This window comes from Mycobacterium sp. IDUB_21 (genome assembly GCF_055419425.1).
This window is the reverse complement of sequence record NZ_JBVAXQ010000007.1, coordinates 146,196-165,839: the sequence shown is the minus strand read 5'-3', so window position 1 is coordinate 165,839 and position 19,644 is coordinate 146,196. Positions and strand designations below refer to the sequence as shown.

Below are 19,644 nucleotides of genomic sequence, written 5' to 3'. Positions count from 1 at the left end.
TCCTTCCGTGCTGCCCATGGCATGCGCCGTCCACACCGGTTAGTAGACTTAAGCATCCGACGATGGAGACTATACGTCTATTTATGGGACGTCAACGTCTTACAAATAGACGCACCTGGGGCTATCCTCGTGGAATGGACACCGACTGCCGGGAGCTGACCGGCTCGCAATCGCGCACGCGCGCGGCGATCCTCGAGGCGACGGCATCGGTACTCGCCCGGGACCGCACCGCGACGCTGCCCGAGATCGCCGCGGCTGCCCAGGTCTCACGTTCCACGCTGCATCGCTATTTCGCCGACCGGGACCGGCTGATCCACGAAGCCACCCTGGACTGCATCCGAGTCGTCGGCGGCATCATCGCGGCCGCGGCCACCGCTGAGGGACCGGCGCTCGACGCGATGCGACGCGTGATCACCACATTGGCGCCCGAGGGCGACCGGATCGTGTTCCTGTTCACCGATCCCGCCGTGCTGCGCGACATCCCCGCCGAGCAACTGCCGAACTCCGCGCCGATCCTCGATCTCATCATCCGCGGCCAGCGCGAGGGGGCCTTCGATCCCGAACTCACCCCGGAATGGATTCGGATCGCGCTGTTCGGCCTGATGGTCAAGGCGTGCAGTGAAGCGGCACACGGCACGGTGTCGCGCCACAGCATCGTGCCGACGCTCATCCGCATCTTCGAGCGCGGTGTGACGGCCGGCTGATCCCGCTGGCCTTTTCGCCAGACAACCGATCACCAACGGTGTCATCATCACCTGCAGCAGACCATCGTTTTTGAAGTCCACGACGTAAGGACGACAACATGGGCGAGCGGGTAATCGACCGGCTGATGGGTATCGCCGACCAGTTGCGCGAGCAGGCCGCCGAGGCGGAGAAGATCGGCCGGCTGAGCGATCAGACGGTCAAGGCGATGAAGAGCGCAGGCTCGATCCGATTGTTGCAGTCGGCCAAACACGGCGGGTTTGAGGCGCACCCGCGCGAGTGGGCCGAGACCGTGATGGCCACCGCGGCGCTGGACCCTTCCGCGGGGTGGGTCGCCGGCGTGGTCGGCGTGCATCCCTACCAGCTGGCCTATGCCGATCCGCGGGTCGGCGAGGAGGTGTGGGCCGACGACATCGACACCTGGATGGCCTCGCCGTATGCGCCACAGGGAGTGGCCAAGCCGGTCGATGGCGGTTACCTCTTCAACGGTCACTGGCAGTTCAGTTCCGGCACCGACCACTGCGACTGGATCATCCTGGGCGCCATGCTCGGCGACGCCAACGGCATCCCGGTCATGCCGCCGGCCATTCTGCACATGATCCTGCCCCGCACCGACTACGAGATCGTCGACGACTCCTGGGACGTGGTGGGGCTGCGCGGAACCGGCTCCAAGGACGTCATCGTCAAAGACGCGTTCGTCCCCACCTACCGCACGATGGACGGTCTCAAGGTGATGGACGGCAGCGCCCAGCGCGAAGCCGGCATGACCGACCCGCTGTACCTGATGCCGTGGTCGACGATGTTCCCGCTGGGCATCTCCTCGGCGGTCATCGGCATCGCCGAAGGCGCGCTGGCCGCCCACCTGGATTATCAGCGGGCGCGGGTGAGCGCCACCGGGACCGCGATCAAAGACGATCCCTACGTCATGTATGCCATCGGCGAGGCGGCCGCCGACATCAACGCCGCCCGGCAGGAGTTGCTGGCCAACGCCGACCGGATCTACGACATGGTCGCCGCCGGCAAGGAGGTCGGGTTTGCCGATCGCGCTGCGGGACGCCGCACCCAGGTTCGTGCGGTGTGGCGTGCCGTGCAGGCCGTCGATCAGATCTTCGCCCGGTCGGGCGGCAACGCATTGCGGATGGACAAACCGCTGCAACGGTACTGGCGTGACGCGCACGCCGGGCTCAACCACGCGATCCATGTGCCCGGCACCACGTTCCACGCGTCGGCGCTGAGTTCGCTGGGCATCGAGCCGGAGGGCCCGCTGCGGGCGATGATCTGAAGCGGCGGGCCTATCCGCGCGCCGGGGCCAACCGCTTGAGGGCCAGGCCGCCCTCGAATGGCCGGTAGCCGAACGCGGCCGGGGCGTGATAGCCGGTGTCACCCAACGGTGTCGCCACTTCGGCGACGGTGGGCCCGATCTTGGCGGCCACCGGAACCAGGGCGTCGAGGTCGAAGCGGTACAGTCGCCCCGCGTTACCGGCCAGGATCTTGCGGCACTCGTCTTCGGTCCGGTCATGCAATGCCCAGCGGATGGCCAGCTTGGAATGCGGCGAGAACCCTTCTTCGTGCGGATAGTCGCTGCCCCACATGATGTGGTCGGCGCCCAGGAAATCGATCGTTGCCGCGTCGAAGGGCATCAGCTCGCTGGCCAGATAGCAGTTCCGCCGGGCGTATTCACTGGGGAGCATGGTCATCTCGTCGACGGATGACCCGCCGAACATCCCGTAGGTGCGGTTGTGCGCCTCGGTCTTCATCGTGGGCACCATGGCGTCGAGCATCATCAACTGTTGCTGCACCCACAGGGTGCCCTGCTCGGTCGGCACGAACCGCAGTGTCGGGTATCGCTCGAAGACTCCGGCGAGGATCAGGTGACCCAGCGTGCGCTGGGCCCACAGTGCCATCTCGGTGACCAGCACCGCGTTGGAGGCCGGCTGGTCCATCGGCATCTCGGGGCTGCCGGCCCCGGCGTGCTGCACCACCGTCAGATCCAGGTCCGCGCAGAGCTCCCAGATCGGGTCGTATCGGGTGTGAAACAGCGGGGCCACCTGCGGGTCACCCGGTGAGACGGGCGGGATGAGCACCCCACCGAAACACGCCTGCTCGGCGCCCCAGCGAATCTCATTGAGCGCCAGCTCGATATCGTTGGGAAAGACCTGGATCAGGCCGCGACGCCGGGTAGGGGCCAGTGCGCAGAAGTCGACCTGCCAACGGTTGTGGGCCTGCACACCGGCCCAGCGCTTCTCGAACTCGTCGCGCGTGCGGGGCAGGCTGATGGTGATGTTGGGTGTGGTCGGGAAGAACGGTGGAACGGTGTTGGGCAGCAGCACCTCGGCTGCCACCCCGTCAGCGTCCATCTCGGTGATCCGCAGCTCGTGGTCCCAGTTGCGGTTGGCGGTGGCGACGATCAGGTCGTCGAACGGGCTGCTGTATGCCTTGGCCCAGGCGTCGAACTCGTCGTGCAGGGCCGCCGGCAGATACGGCTTGTAGTCGTAGAGGTCGGCTCCGGCGTGGGTGTCGGTCGAGATGACGACGTAGCGATCGATGGTGTTCCAGGTTCCGGACATGACACTCCTCAGTTCTGCACCAGGTCGGGGATCGGCTCGGCGTCGGTCAGCCAGTGGCGACCGATCTCGCGGGCCGCCTCCCACTTGGGAATGCTCACCGCATCGTCCTGGCCCAGATCCTGCGGGGTGGGCCCGATGCGCTCGGCCAGCGGGGCCAGAGCAGCCAGATCGAAGCGGTACAGGTCGGCTGCCGCCAGGCCCAGCATCTGCCGGGTCTCCTCGATGGGAATGTCCCAGAAGGAGCGTCGCAGCCAGTCGCGGGTGTGCGGCCAGGTCCCCTCCGGGTGGGGGAAGTCATTGCCCCACAACAGGTTGGAGACACCGATCTCGTAGCGTCTGGCCAGCTCCCTGCGTTCGGTGGTGGTGGCCCCGATGAAGCAGTTCCGATCGAAGTAGGCCGATGGCGGCATCGTCAGATCGCCCTCCATCTGATGGCTCATCTTCTTTGCCGAGTGCTCCCGCAGAAACCGGGTGTCCATCAGCCAGAGCAGATCGTTGGCCCAGAAGGCGCCGCATTCGGTGACCCCCCACCGCAGGCCGGGGAAGCGCTCGAACACTCCCGACCACAACGCAAACCACAATGGCCGCGCCCCCCACCAGCGCACCTCGGTGACATAGATGCCCAGATGCCCGCCGTACTCCTCCTGCGGCGCGGGCCCGGAGTGGGTGTGCACGGGCATCTGCAGGTCCTGGCACGCCGCCCAGACCTTGTCGTAGCGGCGGTCGTGATACGGCGGATAGCCGACCCAGCGCGCCGGGATCAGGATCCCGCCCCGCAGACCGGATTCCGCCGCGCGGGTGATCTCGGCCACCGCCGCGTCGACGTCGGCCAGGATCGGCACTACCGCAACACCGGCGCGCCGCTCCGGGCTGTGGCTGCACAGTTCGGCCAGCCAGCGATTGTGGGCCCGCGCCCCGGCCATAGCGCGCCCCGGGTCGAGGTCACCCGACTGTCCCAGTCCGGCTCCGAACGGGGCTCCGGCGACCCCGGTCACCGCGTCGGCATCGGGGAAGATGACCTCGCCGACCACCCCGTCACCGTCGAGTTCCCTGTCCCGCAAGGCAACATCCCAGCCGCCGGCGATCCCGTCACCATGCTCGGAGAACCACTCCTGCGCGAACTCCTCGTCGATGAATCCCCCGGCCTTCGCCGCGGCCGTCTTCTCGGCGAGGTACACCTCGAAATCTTCGGCGTATTCGGGATCGACGTATTCGCGGTATCGCTCGGTCGGGAGTTCGGCATGGGTGTCGGCGGAGATGATGAGATACGGGTCCACAACTTGCCTTTCGCTACCAGGTACGGATCGGGTCGGGTTCGAAAACGGTGCTCATTGCGTCGGCGGGCACCTCGGCCAGCGGTTCGGCGACCTCGGCCACACTCGGGCCGATACGGTCGGTCAGCGGCGCCAGGGCTGCCAGGTCGAAGCCGTAAACCCTCGCCGCATTCCCGCCCACCATGGCCGCCACTTCGGCCGGCGGGACGCCGGAGAAGGTGTGGCGCAACGCCTCTCGGGTATAGGGAGCGGTCCCCTCGTAGTGCGGATAGTCACTTCCCCACATGATCTTCTCCACGCCGATGGCGTGCCGCTCGGCGCACTCGACGGGACGCATGAAGCTGGCCCCGACGTAGCACTGCCGGGCCCAGTACTCGCTGGGCCGCAAGCTCAGCGAACCGGCGGTGGGTCCGGCGAACCGGGCGATCGCCGAGCTCGGCCGCGCATACCGGGCGGCCGCGACGTCGAGCGAGTGCAGTGTCGCCGGTATCCACCCGGCGCCCTGCTCGGTGAAGGCCACGGTGAGGTCGGGGTGGCGATCCAGCGCCCCGCTGAAGATCAGGTGCCACAGTGCCCGGTGCGCCCACCAGTGAGTCTCGTACACCCACACCGCAAATGAACTGCCCCATCCGTCCGTGGGAGTCGGTCCGGCGGTGCCGCCGTGATGGTTGACCACCACACCCGCCTCGTCGCACGCCGCCCAGAGCGGCGCCCAATGCTCGGCGTAGAGCTGCGGAATACCAGCTCCGGGAGCGACTCCGGGCAGCAGCACCCCACCGCGCAGTCCCAGTTCGGCGATCTGAGCTACTTGGGTGATGGCTTCGTCGAGGTCGTAGAGCAGGATTTGGCCTACACCGGCACGCCGCAGCGGCGACTGGGAGCAGAAGTCGGCCAGCCACCGATTGTGCGCACGCAGGCCGGCCCAGCGCAGCTCGACCTCGCGCGCGGTCTCCGGTGGCGGAGCGGCCAGGCTCCCGTTCGGAAAGAACGGCGGAACGGTGTTGGGGTAGATGACCTCCCCGGCGACACCTTCGGTATCCAGGTCGGCGTTGCGTCGGTCGCTGTTCCAGCTTCGCTCGGCGTCAGGCTCGGTGAGGTCGCCGAATGGATTGACGTATGTCTTTGCCCAACCGTCGAATTCGTCGCGGTAGCGCGGATCGAGGTACTCGCGATAGTCCAGCAGGTCGGCGCCGGCGTGGCAGTCGGCCGAGATAACCGTGTACCGGTCCATGCGCTCAGGCCCGCGCCGACTCGGGCCTGGGGGCAGCCAGCAGGGCCACGTCGTCGTAGCGCTGGTGCACGTACGGCAACAGCCATTCCTGCGGTACCCGTTCCGCGATCCGCCCCACCTGGATGGTGCGGCGGCGACACCAGGTGATCGACCGGATCTCCCGGATCACGATGTCGGCCACCGGATCCAGCGGGGACTCGCCCAACTCGAGGGTGCCGTCGATGTTCTCCAGCAACTCGTAGTGCCGGTGGTATTCGCCGTAGACCAGGTGGGGGTCGGTGATGCCGCTGCCGTCGGGGGCACGCAGGAACTTGAAATAGAACTCGGTGTTCATCTGGTCCGCGGGCAGCTCCGCCGGGCCGGTGACCTGACCGTTGAGCCTGATGAGCTGATGACCCAGCCGGTCCACACCTGCGGAGATCTGGTCGCCGTCGCGCTCCACCTCGATGTGAGCCAGTTTCTTGGGCTCGCCGAAGGTTTCGCGCCCACCGGTGACTGACTGTTCGGTGGACTGCGGCATGAACAACGGATAGTCGCCTTCGATTTCGCCGTGCCGGGCGGTCACCGAGAACACCGCCGACCCAAAGGGCGGCCTACCCTCCAGCCGGACCCGCTGAAGCTGGATGCGCACCAGTGGTTCGGCGGCCGGCACCAGCGGCCTGGGCAGTACGGCCGCGACAATGTCGGGATCGGTGAGGTAGGTGATGGTCACCGCCTCGGTGGCGATGGGCGCTGTGGTGGCGTCGATCTCGTGGTCGACTCGCGCCTCCGGTGGACGAGGACCGTAGCGAACTGCACTGATGCTCAACGCTTTCCTCCTTCTTCCGCTGCGCTCTCGGCATGTTGGCCGAGGACATCGACCAGGTAGTCGGGCTCGCCGCGAGCCAGGATCGACGCCGCCTTGCTGGTCACGACCTGGTCTGAGGGGGTGGGCGGGCCCATCATCCAGAAGCGGTCATCGCAGATGCCGTCGATCACCTGGTCGGCAACCGTGTCGAGCGGGGTGAAGTCGACATGTGCGCCGGCGGCCTCGAACCGGGCCACCACTCCTGCCAGGGTCGTCTCGGATGTGCGGCGTCGCTGGGTCGCGGCGTAGCGCTGCGGGCGGTGCCGCCACGACTCCCAGATGCCGGTGTTCAAAAAGCCGCCCGGGAACAGGACGTGCGCTCGCACCCGCGTCCCGGTCATCTCCAAGTGGGTGTAGAGGCTTTCGGTCAGGCAGAGCACCGCAGCCTTGGTCATCGGGTAGACGGCGGTGGCCGGCCCACCCATGGCCCCCCGGGCGATCGGCGCGAACCCGCCGTTTCCCGAGCAGGTGTTGACCACGTGTCCCTCGCCCTGCTCGAGCAGGATCGGCACGAAGGCTTTGATGCCGTGGATGACGCCCAGCACGTTGACGTCGATTCCCCAACGCCAATCGGCCAGGTCGTGCTCCCACATGTAGCCCTCGGAAACCGCGCCGGTGCCGGCGTTGTTGCACACCACGTGTACCGCGCCGAAGCGGGCGAGCGCCTCGGTGGCCAGCGCCTCGGTCGAGGAGTAATCGGTGACGTCGGTGACCACCCCGACCGCGTCAATACCCTCGTCCGCGAGTGCTCGGGTCGCCTCGTCCAGCGGTTCGGCGAGGACGTCGGCCAGCACCACCTTCATGCCCTCCCGGCCGAAACGCCTGCCCAGGGCCTGCCCGATGCCACCGGCTCCGCCGGTTACGACCGCCGTCTTGCCTCGAAGGTCTGACATCGCCTTTGTAGACATCGCCCTGGTAGACATTGTGGCCATCGTCACATGGTCGCGCATACCATCGCAAGGAGTCGCACTATGCGACTATCAGTGGATGGTTCCACGCCCGTCCCCCCAGACCGAGCGGGTGGTGAACCTGTTCGATCAGCTGGCCGGCGCCGAGAACGACGGGATGACCTTGACGGAGGTGTCGCGGCACCTGGACGTGCACAAGGCCAGCTGCCACTCGATGCTGTCCGAACTGCTGCAGGCCGGTTGGCTGCTGCGCGACCCGGTGCGCAAGACCTACCACCTCGGTCCCGCCCTGGTCCGGCTCGGCCGAGAGGCGGCAGGCCGTTACCCGGCCCTGGTGCTGGCCCGCTCGGCGATGGCCGAGCTGTCGGCGGCCACCGGCGCGCACTGCGTCGCGTTCGCGGTGAGCGATGACTACTCCACCGTCGTGGATCAGGTCCGAAGCCCGCACGGCGGCGGTCACCCGATGCCCATCGGCACCCAGTTCCCCCACCGTCCGCCATACGGGGCCTCGATCGTCGCCTGGGCCGGGCCGGATGCCCGGGAGCGGTGGCTGGCCAGCCTTCCCGAGGACGTGCGCGGGCGCTACCGGCAGGCGCTGACCGCCGCCGAGCAACGCGGCTTTGCGGTCGGCCTGCACATCCTGCCCGATCTGCGCCTGCAGGAACTGGCGCTGATCGTGCGTAGCGCCGAGGTACGTTCCACCCGGCTGAGCCAGCTGGCGCAGGCGCTGACCGACGAACTGACCCATCAGGAGGAGTGGTTCCCGATCAGCCTGGCGCCCGACCGCAGTTACGAGGTGAGCCACATCGACTCCCCCATTCTCGAGGGGTCCCGCATTGCGTTGATGCTGAGCCTGGTTCCCAGCGCCGAGCCGATGAGCGGCGCGGCGGTCACCCGGCTGGGGACGCAACTGTCTTCGGCGTCCCGCCGATTAAGCGCCGCGTTGGTGCAAGAGGCCCGGTCATGAGCACCGTTTCCCTCAGCACCGAGCTACCGATTTCAGCGCAACGCGCCGCGGCGTTGGCGCGCCGACCGGAATTGATGCAATTCGTCCTTGGCCCAGTCGTCAAATTGCCGACGCTGACCGCCCCTGGCCGCCTTGAGGTGGGAACCTGCGCGTCGGCGCGGCTGTGGTGGTTCGGTGTCATCCCGGCCTGGACCCATCACCTCGAAATCAAAGAGCTCGACGATCTGATGATCTACACCAATGAGCACGGCGGGCCGGTACGCACTTGGAATCACCGCCTGACATTCGCTCCCATCGACGAGCATCGCTGCCACTACACCGACGAGATCGAAACCGATGACGGCATCATAGGCTTGGGAACCCGCCTGTTCATTCGGCTGTTGTTCGCCCACCGCCACCGCCGCTGGCGCACCCTCGCCGCCATTCTCGCCCAACTTCCATAGCAACCAGTGCCGGCCCGCGCGCTAGGGTTCTGGGGTCGGCCACAGCAAACAAACCGACAGAACGGTTGCAAATTCATGACGGCAGCACAGACCTCGGCGCTGGAATCGCGTGTCGGGCACTACTACCAGATGGACGGCACCTACCTGGTCGGCCGGGAGAAGGTGCGCGAGTACGCCCGCGCCGTGCAGGACTACCACCCCGCGCACTGGGACGTCGCCGCCGCCGCCGAGCTGGGCTACTCGGGGCTGGTGGCGCCGCTGACGTTCACCTCGACTCCGGGCATGGCGTGCAACCGACGCATGTTCGAATCAGTCGTCGTCGGCTACGACACCTACATGCAGACCGAAGAGGTCTTCGAACAGCATCGCCCGATCGTGGACGGCGACGAACTGACCATCGACGTCGAGTTGACGTCGGTGCGCCGGATCGCCGGCCGGGACCTGATCACCGTCACCAACACCTTCACCGACACCGCGGGGGAGGTGGTGCACACCCTGCACACCACCGTCGTCGGTGTCACCGCCGAGGACATCGGCCCGGAAGTCAAGACGGCAGTACAGCGCGCGATGATGCACGACGTCAACATCCTCAACGTCGGCGAATCGGCCGCCGGCTATGAGAAGGCGGAGCGGCACGGGGGCGAGATCCAGATATCCGAGGGGGGCCTGACCCGCACCCCGGCGACACCGTCCTTCGACGACGTGAAGGTCGGCGACGCGCTGCCGGTCCGCCACACCCGGCTGTCCCGCGGCGACCTGGTGAACTATGCCGGCGTGGCCGGCGACGCCAACCCGATCCACTGGGATGAGGAGCTCGCCAAGCTGGCCGGGCTACCCGACGTGATCGCGCACGGCATGCTGACCATGGGCCTGGGCGCCGGTTTCGCCTCCGCCTGGACCGGCGACCCCGGGGCGGTCACCCGCTACGCGGTGCGGCTGTCGGCGCCGGCGATCGTGTCGGCCAAGGAAGGCGCCGACATCGAATTCAGCGGCAAGATCAAGTCACTCGACCCCGAGACCCGCACCGGTGTCATCCTGGTCGGCGCGAAATCCTGTGACAAGAAGATCTTCGGCCTGGCCACGCTGAGCGTCCGCTTCCGCTGACTCCGGGTCAGCCCGGCAGGCTGGCTTGCAGTGACTCCAAGGCAGCGGTGCTCAGCCGGGCCAACTCCGCGGCCTCAGCCGGATCGATTGCGGCGGCGAAGAGTTCGGTCATCCGCCGGTTGGTCGCCTGCTCGATCTGGGCGTAGCGGTCCTGCTTGCCGGCGCCGTCGGCGAATGGTTCGGGCCAGCCGAACATCGCGGCGTACTGCGGGCCCTTGTTGAGCATGTGCGCCTCGATCGGGGTGATCCCGGAGATGCACAGCGCATTGAAGTGCACCGCGGCCCGCAGTTCCCGCAGCACGAACATCACCTGCAAAGCCCGCGCGGCGGGATCGTCGGCCAGCGGCATCGCACGCCAGCCGGCGAACAGTGGCAACCCCGCGGTCGGGGTCGCGGCGATGATCTTCTCACCCAGCGCGGCGATCCGGTCCAGCCCGTCGGCCCCGGCCAGATACTTGCGGCCGAACCCGGCGGTCTGGTCCCAATACAGTTGCGCCGCACCGGCAGCGCCGCGCACCGCGATACCTTCGTCCCACATCGCAACCAGCCCGGTCGGTTCGAACACCGCGAACACCGATGCAACGGTGTCGCCGGTGGCCTCGCCCAGCACTCCCCCGCGGCCGGCGACATATCCCGCCAAGGGGTTTTGATAGCCGGCGGCGATGCTCTCGCCGAAGGTCTCCGGGTGCAGCATGAAGACCGCGACGGCCTGTTCCATCGCGGTTCCTGCGGCAATAACGTCATCCAATTTCGCGGTGTCGCTCATGGCCTTGGCTCCTCCTACGCGTTCGCCTGAGCCCAGTCTTGCATCACGCGTCGGGCAGCGGGTCGACGACGTGCACACCCCGGGTATTCGCTATCGATAGTGTCGACCAGGTAGACGCGGGCGGGAGAAGACCTTGACCGAACTGTTCGACAGCCACACCGACCTGACGGTGTGCGGCGGACCGGTGCGTCTGTACCGCGCCGGCGACACCGGGTTGCCCCTGCTTCTGCTGCACGGCGCGATGCTCGACACCGCGCAGGGGGTGTGGCGCCGCGTCGCTCCGGCGCTGGCGGCCGACCATCGGGTGCACGTCATCGACCTGCCCCGCCACGGCGGCAGCAGGCCGTGGCGCGGGGTGCTCGACGACGCATTCTTCCGCCGCTTTCTGGCCGATCTGCTCGACGCGCTGGAACTGCCGCAGGCGGCGTTCATCGGGTTGTCACTGGGTGCGGGGATCGCCACCGGCTTCGCCCTGGAGCATCCCGAGCGGGTGAGCGCCCTGGTCGCGGTCGGGCCCGGCGGGCTCGAGGCGAGGCGCCCGGCGCAATTTCTGACCTGGCTGGCAATGCGGACGCCCGGTCTGCTGCGTGCCGGCAGCTGGTACGTCGCCCGTTTCCCCACCGCCATCCGCCGGTCCATGATCGCCAATCTGACTGCGGGAGAACGCACCCGCGACTTCGACGCGATCATCGCCACCGCGATCCAAGAGGCTCGCGCGAAGCACCGCTACCGCGAGAAGGCCTTGGACGACTGGCAGATCGAGGCCTACGGCCCGCGCTCGATGCGACTGAACCTGCTGCCGGCGCTGTCCGGGCTGTCGGTCCCCACCCTGTGGGTCCGCGGCGCGGACGACCCACTGGTCGGCGCGGGCGAACTTGCGGCCGCCCATGCCGCTACCCCGAATTCGCGCCTGGTCACCATGGCCGGCGCCGGGCACATCGTCACCTACGACCGGCCCGATGAGTTCACCCGCCTGGCGCGGGAGTTCCTGGCCTCCGAGTGGGCTGCCGGCTAGGCGTCAGCGGATTCGGCCCGCGATTCCATCGGCCAACAGGGCGCGACTTTCGGCGGTGCCGTCGAGGCGTCGGGTGATTCGTGTGACGATCTGCCACTGCCCGGGCGACTCGGGCGTGCGGGTCAGGTGAAAGTAGTTGGCGCCCCCGCGCGCCACCCGGTAGCCGTTCTCGTGTTTGACCAGCAGCGTCGAGTCGCACACCGCCACTGCGTCATCGCCGTGCACGGTGACCACGGCCGGGCCGAGGAAGTGCACGCAACCGTGGTTGATCAGCTCCTGATGTCCCGGCGAGCCCACCATCGCCGCGATGTCGTCGCGGCCCCTCATAAGCCAGCCCTCGACGTCGTAGATCCCGTCGTCGCGCCAGAGCGCGGCGGTCGATTCGGCGTCGCCGGCGTCCACCAGCGGGCCGTAGGAGGCGATCATTCGCTCGATCGCGCGTTCGTCCTCGATGTGCTGCAGGCGCCGTTCGAGTTCAGCCAGCCGTTGTTCGCTCATCGGTGTTCCTGACCGGCGAGGTTCGCCAGCTCGGCAAGTGCAGTCAGCTGCTCGATGAAGTGCGTCGCGGATCGTGCTGAGATCGCGCAGGTCACATCGGTGGTGCCGAGGTCCGCCAAGCGGCCGATCCGGTCGAGTGTCTGCTCTCCGTCTCCGATCGGGTCTAGCGGCGGCGATGCGAGCACGACGGTGAAGTCGCTCGGGCGGTCCACCGAATCAAGGAATTTCGCGACGTCGGCGGCCGTGAGACCGAACGGTGTCCACCCGTCGCCCAGCTCCACCGCGCGCCGCAGGGATCGGCGGGTTCGCCCGCCCACCCAGATCGGCACTCGCGGCTGTATCGCACAGGGCTCCACGACCATCGAGTCGAACCGGTAGAACGAACCCTGGTAGGACGGCTCGGTGGTGGACAACGACGCCCGCAATGCCTTCATCGCATCGTCGGCCCGGGCCCCGCGATCTTCCCATTCGCAGCCGAGCAGGTCGAACTCCTCGCGCAGCGAACCGACACCCACGCCGAGGGTCAGCCGGCCGCCGCTGATCCGGTCGAGGGTCCCGTAGCGCTTGGCGATCTCCAGGGGATGGTGATAGCCCAGCACCAGGACTGAGGTAACCAATCTGATGTTGCTGGTGCGGGCGGCCAGAAATGCCAAGGTGGCCAACGGATCCCAATACGTCGCTCCCCGGACCGCCGCTGCGTCGGCCGGAACCGCAACATGCTCCGAACAGGTGAGGTAGGCGAATCCGAGTTCGTCGGCGGCCGCACCGATCGCGGCGATGTCGTCGATGCCGCCGCCGGCCTCCCACTCCGATGCCGTTCCGGGAACCTGAATGACCACCGGTGTGGCCAGGCCCAGCCGCATCACCGCAGCCCCGTCTCGGCTTCGTGGTACCGCAATGGTTTCCTGCACTTTCGTTGCGCCGCCCGGCTGAGGTAGCCTTTCGGAAAACTAAAATGAATTTTAGTTATGGAGGCGGCCCTTGTCCAGCGGCGACCAATCGGCATGGCAGCGACAGTACGGGCCCTGGGCCGTGATCGCGGGCGGCTCGGAAGGCGTCGGTGCCGAGTTCGCCGCCCTGCTGGCCCAGGCCGGGATCAACCTGGTCCTGGTCGCCCGCAAGCCGGAACCGCTGCGCGACACCGCCGATCGGTGCCGCGAACTCGGCGTGCAGGTCCGTGAACTGGCCCTGGATCTGTCCCTGCCGGATAGCGTCACGAAGATCATCGCAGCCACAACGGATCTCGAAGTCGGACTGTTGATCTACAACGCGGGCGCCAACACCCACAGCGCGGAGTTCCTCGACGGCGACCCGGCCGCCTTCGGGCGGGTGATCGATCTGAACGTGACCACTCCACTCGCGCTGATCCATCACTTGGGTACCGCGATGCGCGCTCGACGGCGCGGCGGCATCCTGTTGGCCGGCTCGCTCACCGGATATCTGGGGTCGGCGCGGCACACCGTGTACGGAGGCGTGAAGGCGTTCACCCGGATCTACGCCGAGGGCCTGTGGCTGGAACTGCGTGACTACAACGTGCATGTTCTTGAACTCGTGCTCGGCGTCACCAACACACCGGCCATGCAGCGGGCCGGGCTCAACTTCGACGTTCCCGGGCTGCGGGTGTCCGATCCGGCCGACGTCGCTCGCGAAGGCCTCGACCAACTCCCCCACGGCCCGGTACATGTCGTCTCGGCGCACGCCGACAACCCCGCACTGCACGCCACCGGCGACCGGGCCGGCGCCGTGCTGGCCGCCCATCGGGGGATGCAGAAGCTGTTGCGCCGAACGCCCCCTGCGGAGCGAGAGCCCGATGCCCCGCCCACCGATTGATCGCGGGCCGGCGGCCCCCAGAACGCCCGCGCAACGAGAACGCTGTGAACGCATCCTCGCCACCGCCGCCCGACTGGGTGCCCGCGACGGCCTGGAAGCCGTTCGGATGCAAGACGTGGCGGATCGGTCGGCGGTATCGATCACCACCGTCTACCGCTACTACCCGACGAAGCATCATCTGTTCACGGCACTGCTGTTGCACTACACCCGATCCGTCGAACCACCGCACCCGCTGACCGGATGCCCGGCAGCCGATGTCACCGAACTCATGGTCGGCATCTGCCGGTCCATGCTCGCCCGCCCGCGGTTGGCCCGGGCGATGATCACCTCGGTCAATGCCCGCCGAGCCGCATCCAGCGCAACCGGCGACTTCAACCTGCGGGGCATCATCTTGGCGGTTGCCGGGATCGCCCGGCCGACACCGCAGGACACCCAGATCGCGCTGCTGGTCGAGCAGTGCACCTACGGCATCCTGTCGTGGGCCGTGATGGGCGAGACCACGCCCGCGCAGGCCGAAACCGACATGCGGCGCGCATGCGAACTGCTGTTGGCGCCCTGGTCGGCGAGTAGTGCTCAGTGAGGTTCGCGAGACATCGCCAGCGCCGTTCCGAGGATCCAGGCGAACAAGAACGCCGGCATCGCCGTGATCGACAAGCCTTCCAGCGACAGCGGACCATCGTCGGCGATGAACGCCAGCAGCAGCAACGGATGCACCGCGGCTGCGGCGAGTGCGAGGTGCGCGGTATACCGCGGTAGCACCCGATGGACGTACACCGCGACCGCGAACGCCCCCAGCGCCACCGCGGTTGGCATGCCCGACATGGCCAGCAGCCCGAAAGCCAGGTCATAGAGCAGCCCCGCGATCTCGGGGCTGTGGTTTTCCCGGTAGAGCAACAGGTCGAAAGCGGTGAACCCGCTCAACAGCAAGGTCACGCAGGCGATGAAACCACCGGCGAAGCACAGCGGAGCCATCGACCTCACCGGGAGCCGGTCGCGCAGGTACGTCCACACCGCGGCGCCGAATACCAGCCAGAGCGTGACGCCGACCGTGTTGAGCAGCATGGTCACGACCAGTTGCTCGTGGTGTACCACGGCCCACTGTGCCACATCGGTAGCCGGCGTTTGGGTGTCCGGGAACGACCAGATCGGATACACCACGAGCGTGAGCGCGGGAAGTGCGAATCCGAGGATGCCGGACCACCGCGCCACCCGCGCTGCGTCCCACGCCATCAGCGCGCCAGATCCCACTGGCCGAAATCGGCCGCCAGCACGTCGTCCACGTCGACGTGGATGTCGTCGATCATGAAACCCGGATCGGTTGCGGTGACGATCTCTCGCTGAAAGAGCACGGCCGCAGGCTCACGTTCGCCGCCCGACCACGCCCTGGTCTGCCATGCCCACCGGAAGCCAGAACTGGTCGAGTGCCCGACCACATCGTCGGCGATCGCCCAGGAACACTGGCGGGCACCGCCATAGATTCCCGTGCGCTGAGACCCCAGCACCGAATTGATGCCACGAAACCACTGAACTGCCAGGCCTTTCCACGTCTTGGAGTCGATGTCTTCATCGACGCTGAAGTAGATCGGCGCGCTTTCCGGCCCGCCGGCACCGGTGTGCAGCCGCAATGCCGTCCGGGCGTCGGCCACGCCCCCGTCGTAACCGCGGGTGAAATCCGACGGCGACGACGTCCATCCCGGCTTGCCGAACTGGTAGCAGCTGACGACCTGCAGGCCGGCGGCGCGGAGTCGGTCGGCATAGTCGCGGGTGACGGGCTTGAAATCGAATGTGGCACCCGGGCGCAGTTCGGAGACGTAGACCAATGCCCCGTCGAAGCCCGCCGATTTGAGCTGCTCGGGCGCAACCAGCCGGTCGGCGAAATCGACCAGCCGCAGCCCCTCGGCAGCAGCCTTCGGAGCACCCAGGACCGCCCCGAAGGCGCCCGGCACGGCCACGGCCGGCGCCAGCAGGGCGGCATACCGCAGGACTTCGCGCCGTGAAGCGAATGGCGTCACAAGGGGAAGGGTAGCCGCGCTACTCCGGGGCCGGGGCCGATTGTCGACGGCCCCGGTCGAGCGGTCAGCGTTCTTGTCCGGCGTGGCCGGAACGGACCAGTGCATTGCCGGGACGCAAGAAGCCGGGCTGCTGTAATCGGCGGACTGCGCGCACCACGCCCGACGGGATCACACGCTTGAAGAAGATGCCGGCGTCGAAGGCTCCGCGCACCTCGCTGACATAGGACCGTGGGAGGCCAAACCGGATAAGGCCCTGGCTCACGTCGACGAGGTCGGCCCGGCGAACGGCTTCTACCAGTGGCGCATAGGGACGGGACGGACCGTAACCGGCCAGCCGATGATGCTGGGCGATGATGAGCGCCAACTCGTCCGACCACGCCTCGCGGCCGGTCTTCTGAAGCCATGAGTCCTGCGCCTCGATCGACGGCACAAGATAGTCGATCGTGTCGAATGCGGCCAGGTCGTGAAACGCTGCGGCGATCGCCAGCTTGTCGTCGCGGTCGGGGCCATCCGGTGTCAGCGCGCGGGCAAAATTGATGATCCGATACACGTGCGCTTTGTATGCGTCCCAACCGATGTCGTCACCCCCAGCTCGGTGGCGGTGAGACTCGAGGATGTCCTCGGCCAGCGGCACGCTGTGGACGATCTTCGGCACAGTCACAACGCCACCCTAGCGCTGGCACGGCGCGCCTGACAGAGGCGCTCTAAACCTTCTTGACCACCTCTACGCCGAATTGTTCTATCGCCTCCAGCGCGTGGCCGAGGCTGTCACCGGGCACGGCGACCTGAACCCAGGTGACCCCGACATCGGTCAGACACCCCAGACCGTCCAGGTAGGCGCTCGCGTCGAAGTCGTCGTACCCGAGACGGCCGCCGGCCAGATTCGAGAAGCAGATATCGATGGTGGCCCAGTCTCGGCCCGCGTCGTCGCAGCGTCTCTTCAAGTCTTCGATGCCTGCTGCCAACGCCTCGGTGGAATCCATCGCGGCGGTGCGGGCGGTGCTGGCCAGACCGGCCGGCGCGGCGAACGGCGCCCATCCGTCGCCCCGGGTGGCGACCCGTTGCCGCGCCCTCCCGGTGTTTCCACCGATCCAGATCGGCGGACACGGACTGCTGACCGGGCGTGGATGCGCGGTGATTCCCCGGGCACGGAAGTGCCTGCCCTCAAACGAGACGTCGTCGCCGGTCCAGATGGCCCGGATGACGTCGAGGCTCTCTTCGACCAGCGCGGTTCGCTCGTCGAAATCGACGCCCAACGCTGCGAATTCGCCTTTGAGATAGCCCACGCCGACGGCCAGGGTGAACCTGCCGCCGGAGAGTAGATCCAGCGTCGCACCCGATTTCGCGACAACGAACGGGTTGCGGTACGGAAGGACGACGACGTTCGGTATGAACCGGATCTTGCTCGTGTGCGCGGCTGCGAATCCCATTGCCACGAAAGGGTCGAGGCTGTCGTGTCCGCCGGCGTCGAGCCAGCGTTGGGTCGGCGCCGGATGGTCGGTGAAGCCCATGGCGCCGAAGCCGGCGGCTTCTGCAGCCCTTGCAACGGTGCTGACTCCCTGCGGGGAGACCAGTTCCGGGTCGCATGGATGAGTGATGATCGGATAGGTGAACGCGAACCTCATACGGTTCCTTTCAACTCTGAGACTCCTGCCGCGGCGGCCCGAGCATGTAGTCGCCACTGACCGGATGGTGATACCACCCACCCGCCGCGTGCGTTCCGCCGTCGACGTGCAGCGTCTGGCCGGTCACATAGGAACTCAGGTCACCGGCCAGGAAAACGGCGGCGCCGGCCATTTCGTCGACGTGGCCGGGGCGTCCCATCGGGATCATGTGATGCGCGTTGGCCAGCATCTCGGCCGAGCCGACGCGCTCAATACCTTCGGTGAGGGTGAGGTCCGGGGCCAGGCAGTTGACCCGGATGCCGTGCGGCGCCAATTCCAGCGCCGCCGTTTTGGTGAAGTTGATGACGCCCGCCTTCGCCGCGGCGTAGGCCGCGTAGCCGGGCGCGGCACGGGTGCCCTCGATGGTGGCGATGTTGATGATGCTCCCCGACGCGCCGTGCCGCACCAGTGCGGCGGCAACGCGCTGGGTGCAGAGCAGAACCTGGGTGAGGTTGGAGCGGATCAGCGTGTCCCACCCCTTCGTCGTGGTTTCCAGCAGCCCCGACGCAAACACGCCGCCGGCGTTGTTGACCAGGATTGTCGGTATACCCACCGTCGCAATGGTTCTGGCCAGTGCCGCGTCGACTTGCTCCTCGTTGCGGACGTCGGCCGCGCAGGCGAGGCCCCCGACCGTCGTCGCAGTCTTCTCTGCGGTCTCGGGATCCTTTTCCCAGATCACCACCCGGGCACCGAATTCGGCGAAGGTCTCGGCAATGCCCCGGCCGATCCCGGAACCACCGCCGGTGATGACGGCTACGCGGCCGTCCAGGGCCGAAGCATCCTTGCGCAGAACCATTAGCCACCTCCCGGTGTTGACGTACGGGTCAGCTCGACGATCGGCCGGACGAGGACTTCTTGGGCGGTGCTGGCCACGTGGCGGCCGGCGGCGTCGACGACGGTCCCGTGCACCACAGCGCGGTGGCCGGCGGCGGCGACGGTCTGCTGGGTGTAGAGATGCCACTGATCGAAGCGCACCGGACGGTGCAGCCAGACGGTGTGGTCGAGGGTCAGGCCACGATGGGTGGCATAGCCGACACGTTGGGGGTGGGCCCGAAAGGCCGTGTCCACCAGCAGGTAGTCGCTCGCGTAGGCGAGCATGGCGGCGTGTGTCGCCGGCCCGCCGTCGACCGCACGGGGCAGGCGCATCCACAAGGTGCGCGGACCACTCGCCTGGGTGCCACCGAGGAATATCGGCGCTTCGGCCATGCGCATTTCCAACGGTGGCGGCGTATCGATCCACGTGCTTGCCGAGCCGGCCAGGTCCGCCGGCGCCTGCTGCGCCCAGTGCTGCAGCAGCGGAAGAGCTTCCGGTGCCGTCACCGACCCCTCGACGGTGACGGCCTCGGAGCTCTCGGGATTGGCGTCGAAGGACACCATCGCGGTCACCAGCGTCCGGCCTGCTTGCTCTACGACGACGTGGCGTGCCGACATCGAGCGCCCGTCGCGGGTGCGGTCGACGACGATGTCCAGCGGCGCGGACGAGTCGCCGGGACGCACAAACATTGCATGGATCGAATGCGGAACGAGCGCGGTGACTGTGGCGGTGGCCGCGGACAACGCCTGGGCGACGAGCTGACCGCCGAAGATTCGGCCGAACCTGCCGGGTTCGCTGCCCGCCCGAAATCGATCGGCGCCCACCGGTTGCAGCGCCAGCACCTGCTGCAGCTGGTCGAGTGCGCCGAGCGTGGCGGCTTCCAACGGGCTACCGGAGCCGATGAGGGGTCCGGTGAAGTCCGGTCGGGCGGATGCTTCGGGCATCGGCGTCGGCCTCACCGCATCCTCCTCGCCGTACGCTGCCGGCGCGCGCGCTCGGGGC

The 19,644-nt window shown here is 67.6% G+C and carries 22 protein-coding genes; 8 read left to right on the top strand and 14 right to left on the bottom strand.

From position 1 onward, the window contains the following. The first annotated feature begins 134 nt into the window (after positions 1-134). Positions 135-704 (top strand): TetR/AcrR family transcriptional regulator, encoded by a 570-nt coding sequence (locus ACZYY4_RS12815; protein ID WP_463810354.1) that lies wholly within the window; start codon positions 135-137, stop codon positions 702-704. A 98-nt stretch (positions 705-802) separates the two neighbouring features. After that, a complete protein-coding gene (locus tag ACZYY4_RS12810; RefSeq protein WP_463810353.1) occupies positions 803-1,984 on the top strand; it encodes an acyl-CoA dehydrogenase family protein in 1,182 nt (393 codons plus the stop codon). 10 nt (positions 1,985-1,994) lie between these two features. On the opposite strand, the gene ACZYY4_RS12805 is transcribed toward ACZYY4_RS12810, so the two are convergent. The 5 genes from ACZYY4_RS12805 to ACZYY4_RS12785 are packed head-to-tail and all read right to left on the bottom strand — an operon-like array spanning position 1,995 to position 7,514. Beyond that, the gene (locus ACZYY4_RS12805; RefSeq protein WP_463810352.1) at positions 1,995-3,269 is read right to left on the bottom strand and encodes an amidohydrolase family protein; all 1,275 of its coding nucleotides are present in this window, start codon (positions 3,267-3,269) and stop codon (positions 1,995-1,997) included. Positions 3,270-3,277: 8 nt separating this feature from the next. Further along, entirely contained in the window at positions 3,278-4,546 is a 1,269-nt protein-coding gene (locus ACZYY4_RS12800; RefSeq protein ID WP_463810351.1) for an amidohydrolase family protein, read from the bottom strand. Positions 4,547-4,559: 13 nt separating this feature from the next. Continuing rightward, the gene (locus tag ACZYY4_RS12795) at positions 4,560-5,774 is read right to left on the bottom strand and encodes an amidohydrolase family protein (protein WP_463810350.1); all 1,215 of its coding nucleotides are present in this window, start codon (positions 5,772-5,774) and stop codon (positions 4,560-4,562) included. Positions 5,775-5,778: 4 nt separating this feature from the next. Then, the gene (locus ACZYY4_RS12790; RefSeq protein WP_463810349.1) at positions 5,779-6,582 is read right to left on the bottom strand and encodes an acetoacetate decarboxylase family protein; all 804 of its coding nucleotides are present in this window, start codon (positions 6,580-6,582) and stop codon (positions 5,779-5,781) included. After that, a complete protein-coding gene (locus ACZYY4_RS12785; RefSeq protein WP_463810441.1) occupies positions 6,579-7,514 on the bottom strand; it encodes an SDR family NAD(P)-dependent oxidoreductase in 936 nt (311 codons plus the stop codon). The genes ACZYY4_RS12790 and ACZYY4_RS12785 overlap by 4 nt, the downstream gene beginning before the upstream one ends. A gap of 94 nt (positions 7,515-7,608) precedes the next feature. Here ACZYY4_RS12785 and ACZYY4_RS12780 point away from each other — a divergent pair, with 94 nt between their 5' ends. From ACZYY4_RS12780 to ACZYY4_RS12770, 3 genes are all read left to right on the top strand, one after another. Next, positions 7,609-8,496: an IclR family transcriptional regulator gene (locus tag ACZYY4_RS12780; protein WP_463810348.1), complete on the top strand. Its 888-nt coding sequence runs from the start codon at positions 7,609-7,611 to the stop codon at positions 8,494-8,496. Further along, a complete protein-coding gene (locus ACZYY4_RS12775) occupies positions 8,493-8,939 on the top strand; it encodes a hypothetical protein (protein WP_463810347.1) in 447 nt (148 codons plus the stop codon). Before ACZYY4_RS12780 ends, ACZYY4_RS12775 begins: the two co-directional genes overlap by 4 nt. A 75-nt stretch (positions 8,940-9,014) precedes the next feature. Next, positions 9,015-10,043: a fused (3R)-hydroxyacyl-ACP dehydratase subunits HadA/HadB gene (locus tag ACZYY4_RS12770; RefSeq protein ID WP_463810346.1), complete on the top strand. Its 1,029-nt coding sequence runs from the start codon at positions 9,015-9,017 to the stop codon at positions 10,041-10,043. Between the two features lie 7 nt (positions 10,044-10,050). Here the strand turns inward: ACZYY4_RS12770 and ACZYY4_RS12765 are convergent, their stop codons facing one another. Next, on the bottom strand, positions 10,051-10,809 hold the full coding sequence (locus ACZYY4_RS12765; protein WP_463810345.1) for an SCO6745 family protein: 759 nt from the start codon (positions 10,807-10,809) through the stop codon (positions 10,051-10,053). A 133-nt stretch (positions 10,810-10,942) separates the two neighbouring features. Here ACZYY4_RS12765 and ACZYY4_RS12760 point away from each other — a divergent pair, with 133 nt between their 5' ends. Beyond that, positions 10,943-11,824: an alpha/beta fold hydrolase gene (locus ACZYY4_RS12760; protein WP_463810344.1), complete on the top strand. Its 882-nt coding sequence runs from the start codon at positions 10,943-10,945 to the stop codon at positions 11,822-11,824. A gap of 3 nt (positions 11,825-11,827) precedes the next feature. Here the strand turns inward: ACZYY4_RS12760 and ACZYY4_RS12755 are convergent, their stop codons facing one another. Together ACZYY4_RS12755 and ACZYY4_RS12750 are read right to left on the bottom strand one after the other, a co-directional pair. Beyond that, entirely contained in the window at positions 11,828-12,322 is a 495-nt protein-coding gene (locus ACZYY4_RS12755; protein ID WP_463810343.1) for a nuclear transport factor 2 family protein, read from the bottom strand. Next, a complete protein-coding gene (locus tag ACZYY4_RS12750; protein WP_463810440.1) occupies positions 12,319-13,185 on the bottom strand; it encodes an LLM class F420-dependent oxidoreductase in 867 nt (288 codons plus the stop codon). Before ACZYY4_RS12750 ends, ACZYY4_RS12755 begins: the two co-directional genes overlap by 4 nt. Positions 13,186-13,303: 118 nt before the next feature. Between ACZYY4_RS12750 and ACZYY4_RS12745 the strand changes: the two genes are divergently transcribed. Together ACZYY4_RS12745 and ACZYY4_RS12740 are read left to right on the top strand one after the other, a co-directional pair. Further along, on the top strand, positions 13,304-14,152 hold the full coding sequence (locus tag ACZYY4_RS12745; protein ID WP_463810342.1) for an SDR family NAD(P)-dependent oxidoreductase: 849 nt from the start codon (positions 13,304-13,306) through the stop codon (positions 14,150-14,152). After that, positions 14,133-14,732 carry a TetR/AcrR family transcriptional regulator gene (locus ACZYY4_RS12740; protein ID WP_463810341.1) on the top strand — a complete coding sequence of 200 codons (600 nt, stop codon included), beginning with the start codon at positions 14,133-14,135 and terminating at the stop codon, positions 14,730-14,732. Before ACZYY4_RS12745 ends, ACZYY4_RS12740 begins: the two co-directional genes overlap by 20 nt. Here the strand turns inward: ACZYY4_RS12740 and ACZYY4_RS12735 are convergent. The 6 genes from ACZYY4_RS12735 to ACZYY4_RS12710 form a co-directional block, all read right to left on the bottom strand. Next, positions 14,726-15,382 (bottom strand): hypothetical protein, encoded by a 657-nt coding sequence (locus ACZYY4_RS12735; protein ID WP_463810340.1) that lies wholly within the window; start codon positions 15,380-15,382, stop codon positions 14,726-14,728. The two genes, ACZYY4_RS12740 and ACZYY4_RS12735, sit on opposite strands and share 7 nt — an antisense overlap. Then, entirely contained in the window at positions 15,382-16,164 is a 783-nt protein-coding gene (locus ACZYY4_RS12730; RefSeq protein WP_463810339.1) for a DUF1906 domain-containing protein, read from the bottom strand. The genes ACZYY4_RS12735 and ACZYY4_RS12730 overlap by 1 nt, the downstream gene beginning before the upstream one ends. Positions 16,165-16,228: 64 nt before the next feature. Further along, positions 16,229-16,819, bottom strand: coding sequence for an HD family phosphohydrolase (locus tag ACZYY4_RS12725; RefSeq protein ID WP_463810338.1), 591 nt, complete (start codon positions 16,817-16,819; stop codon positions 16,229-16,231). A 49-nt stretch (positions 16,820-16,868) separates the two neighbouring features. Beyond that, positions 16,869-17,789: an LLM class F420-dependent oxidoreductase gene (locus ACZYY4_RS12720; RefSeq protein WP_463810337.1), complete on the bottom strand. Its 921-nt coding sequence runs from the start codon at positions 17,787-17,789 to the stop codon at positions 16,869-16,871. Positions 17,790-17,799: 10 nt separating this feature from the next. Further along, positions 17,800-18,624 carry an SDR family NAD(P)-dependent oxidoreductase gene (locus tag ACZYY4_RS12715; protein ID WP_463810336.1) on the bottom strand — a complete coding sequence of 275 codons (825 nt, stop codon included), beginning with the start codon at positions 18,622-18,624 and terminating at the stop codon, positions 17,800-17,802. Beyond that, positions 18,624-19,586, bottom strand: coding sequence for an acyl-CoA thioesterase (locus ACZYY4_RS12710; protein ID WP_463810335.1), 963 nt, complete (start codon positions 19,584-19,586; stop codon positions 18,624-18,626). The genes ACZYY4_RS12715 and ACZYY4_RS12710 overlap by 1 nt, the downstream gene beginning before the upstream one ends. Positions 19,587-19,644: the final 58 nt, after the last annotated feature.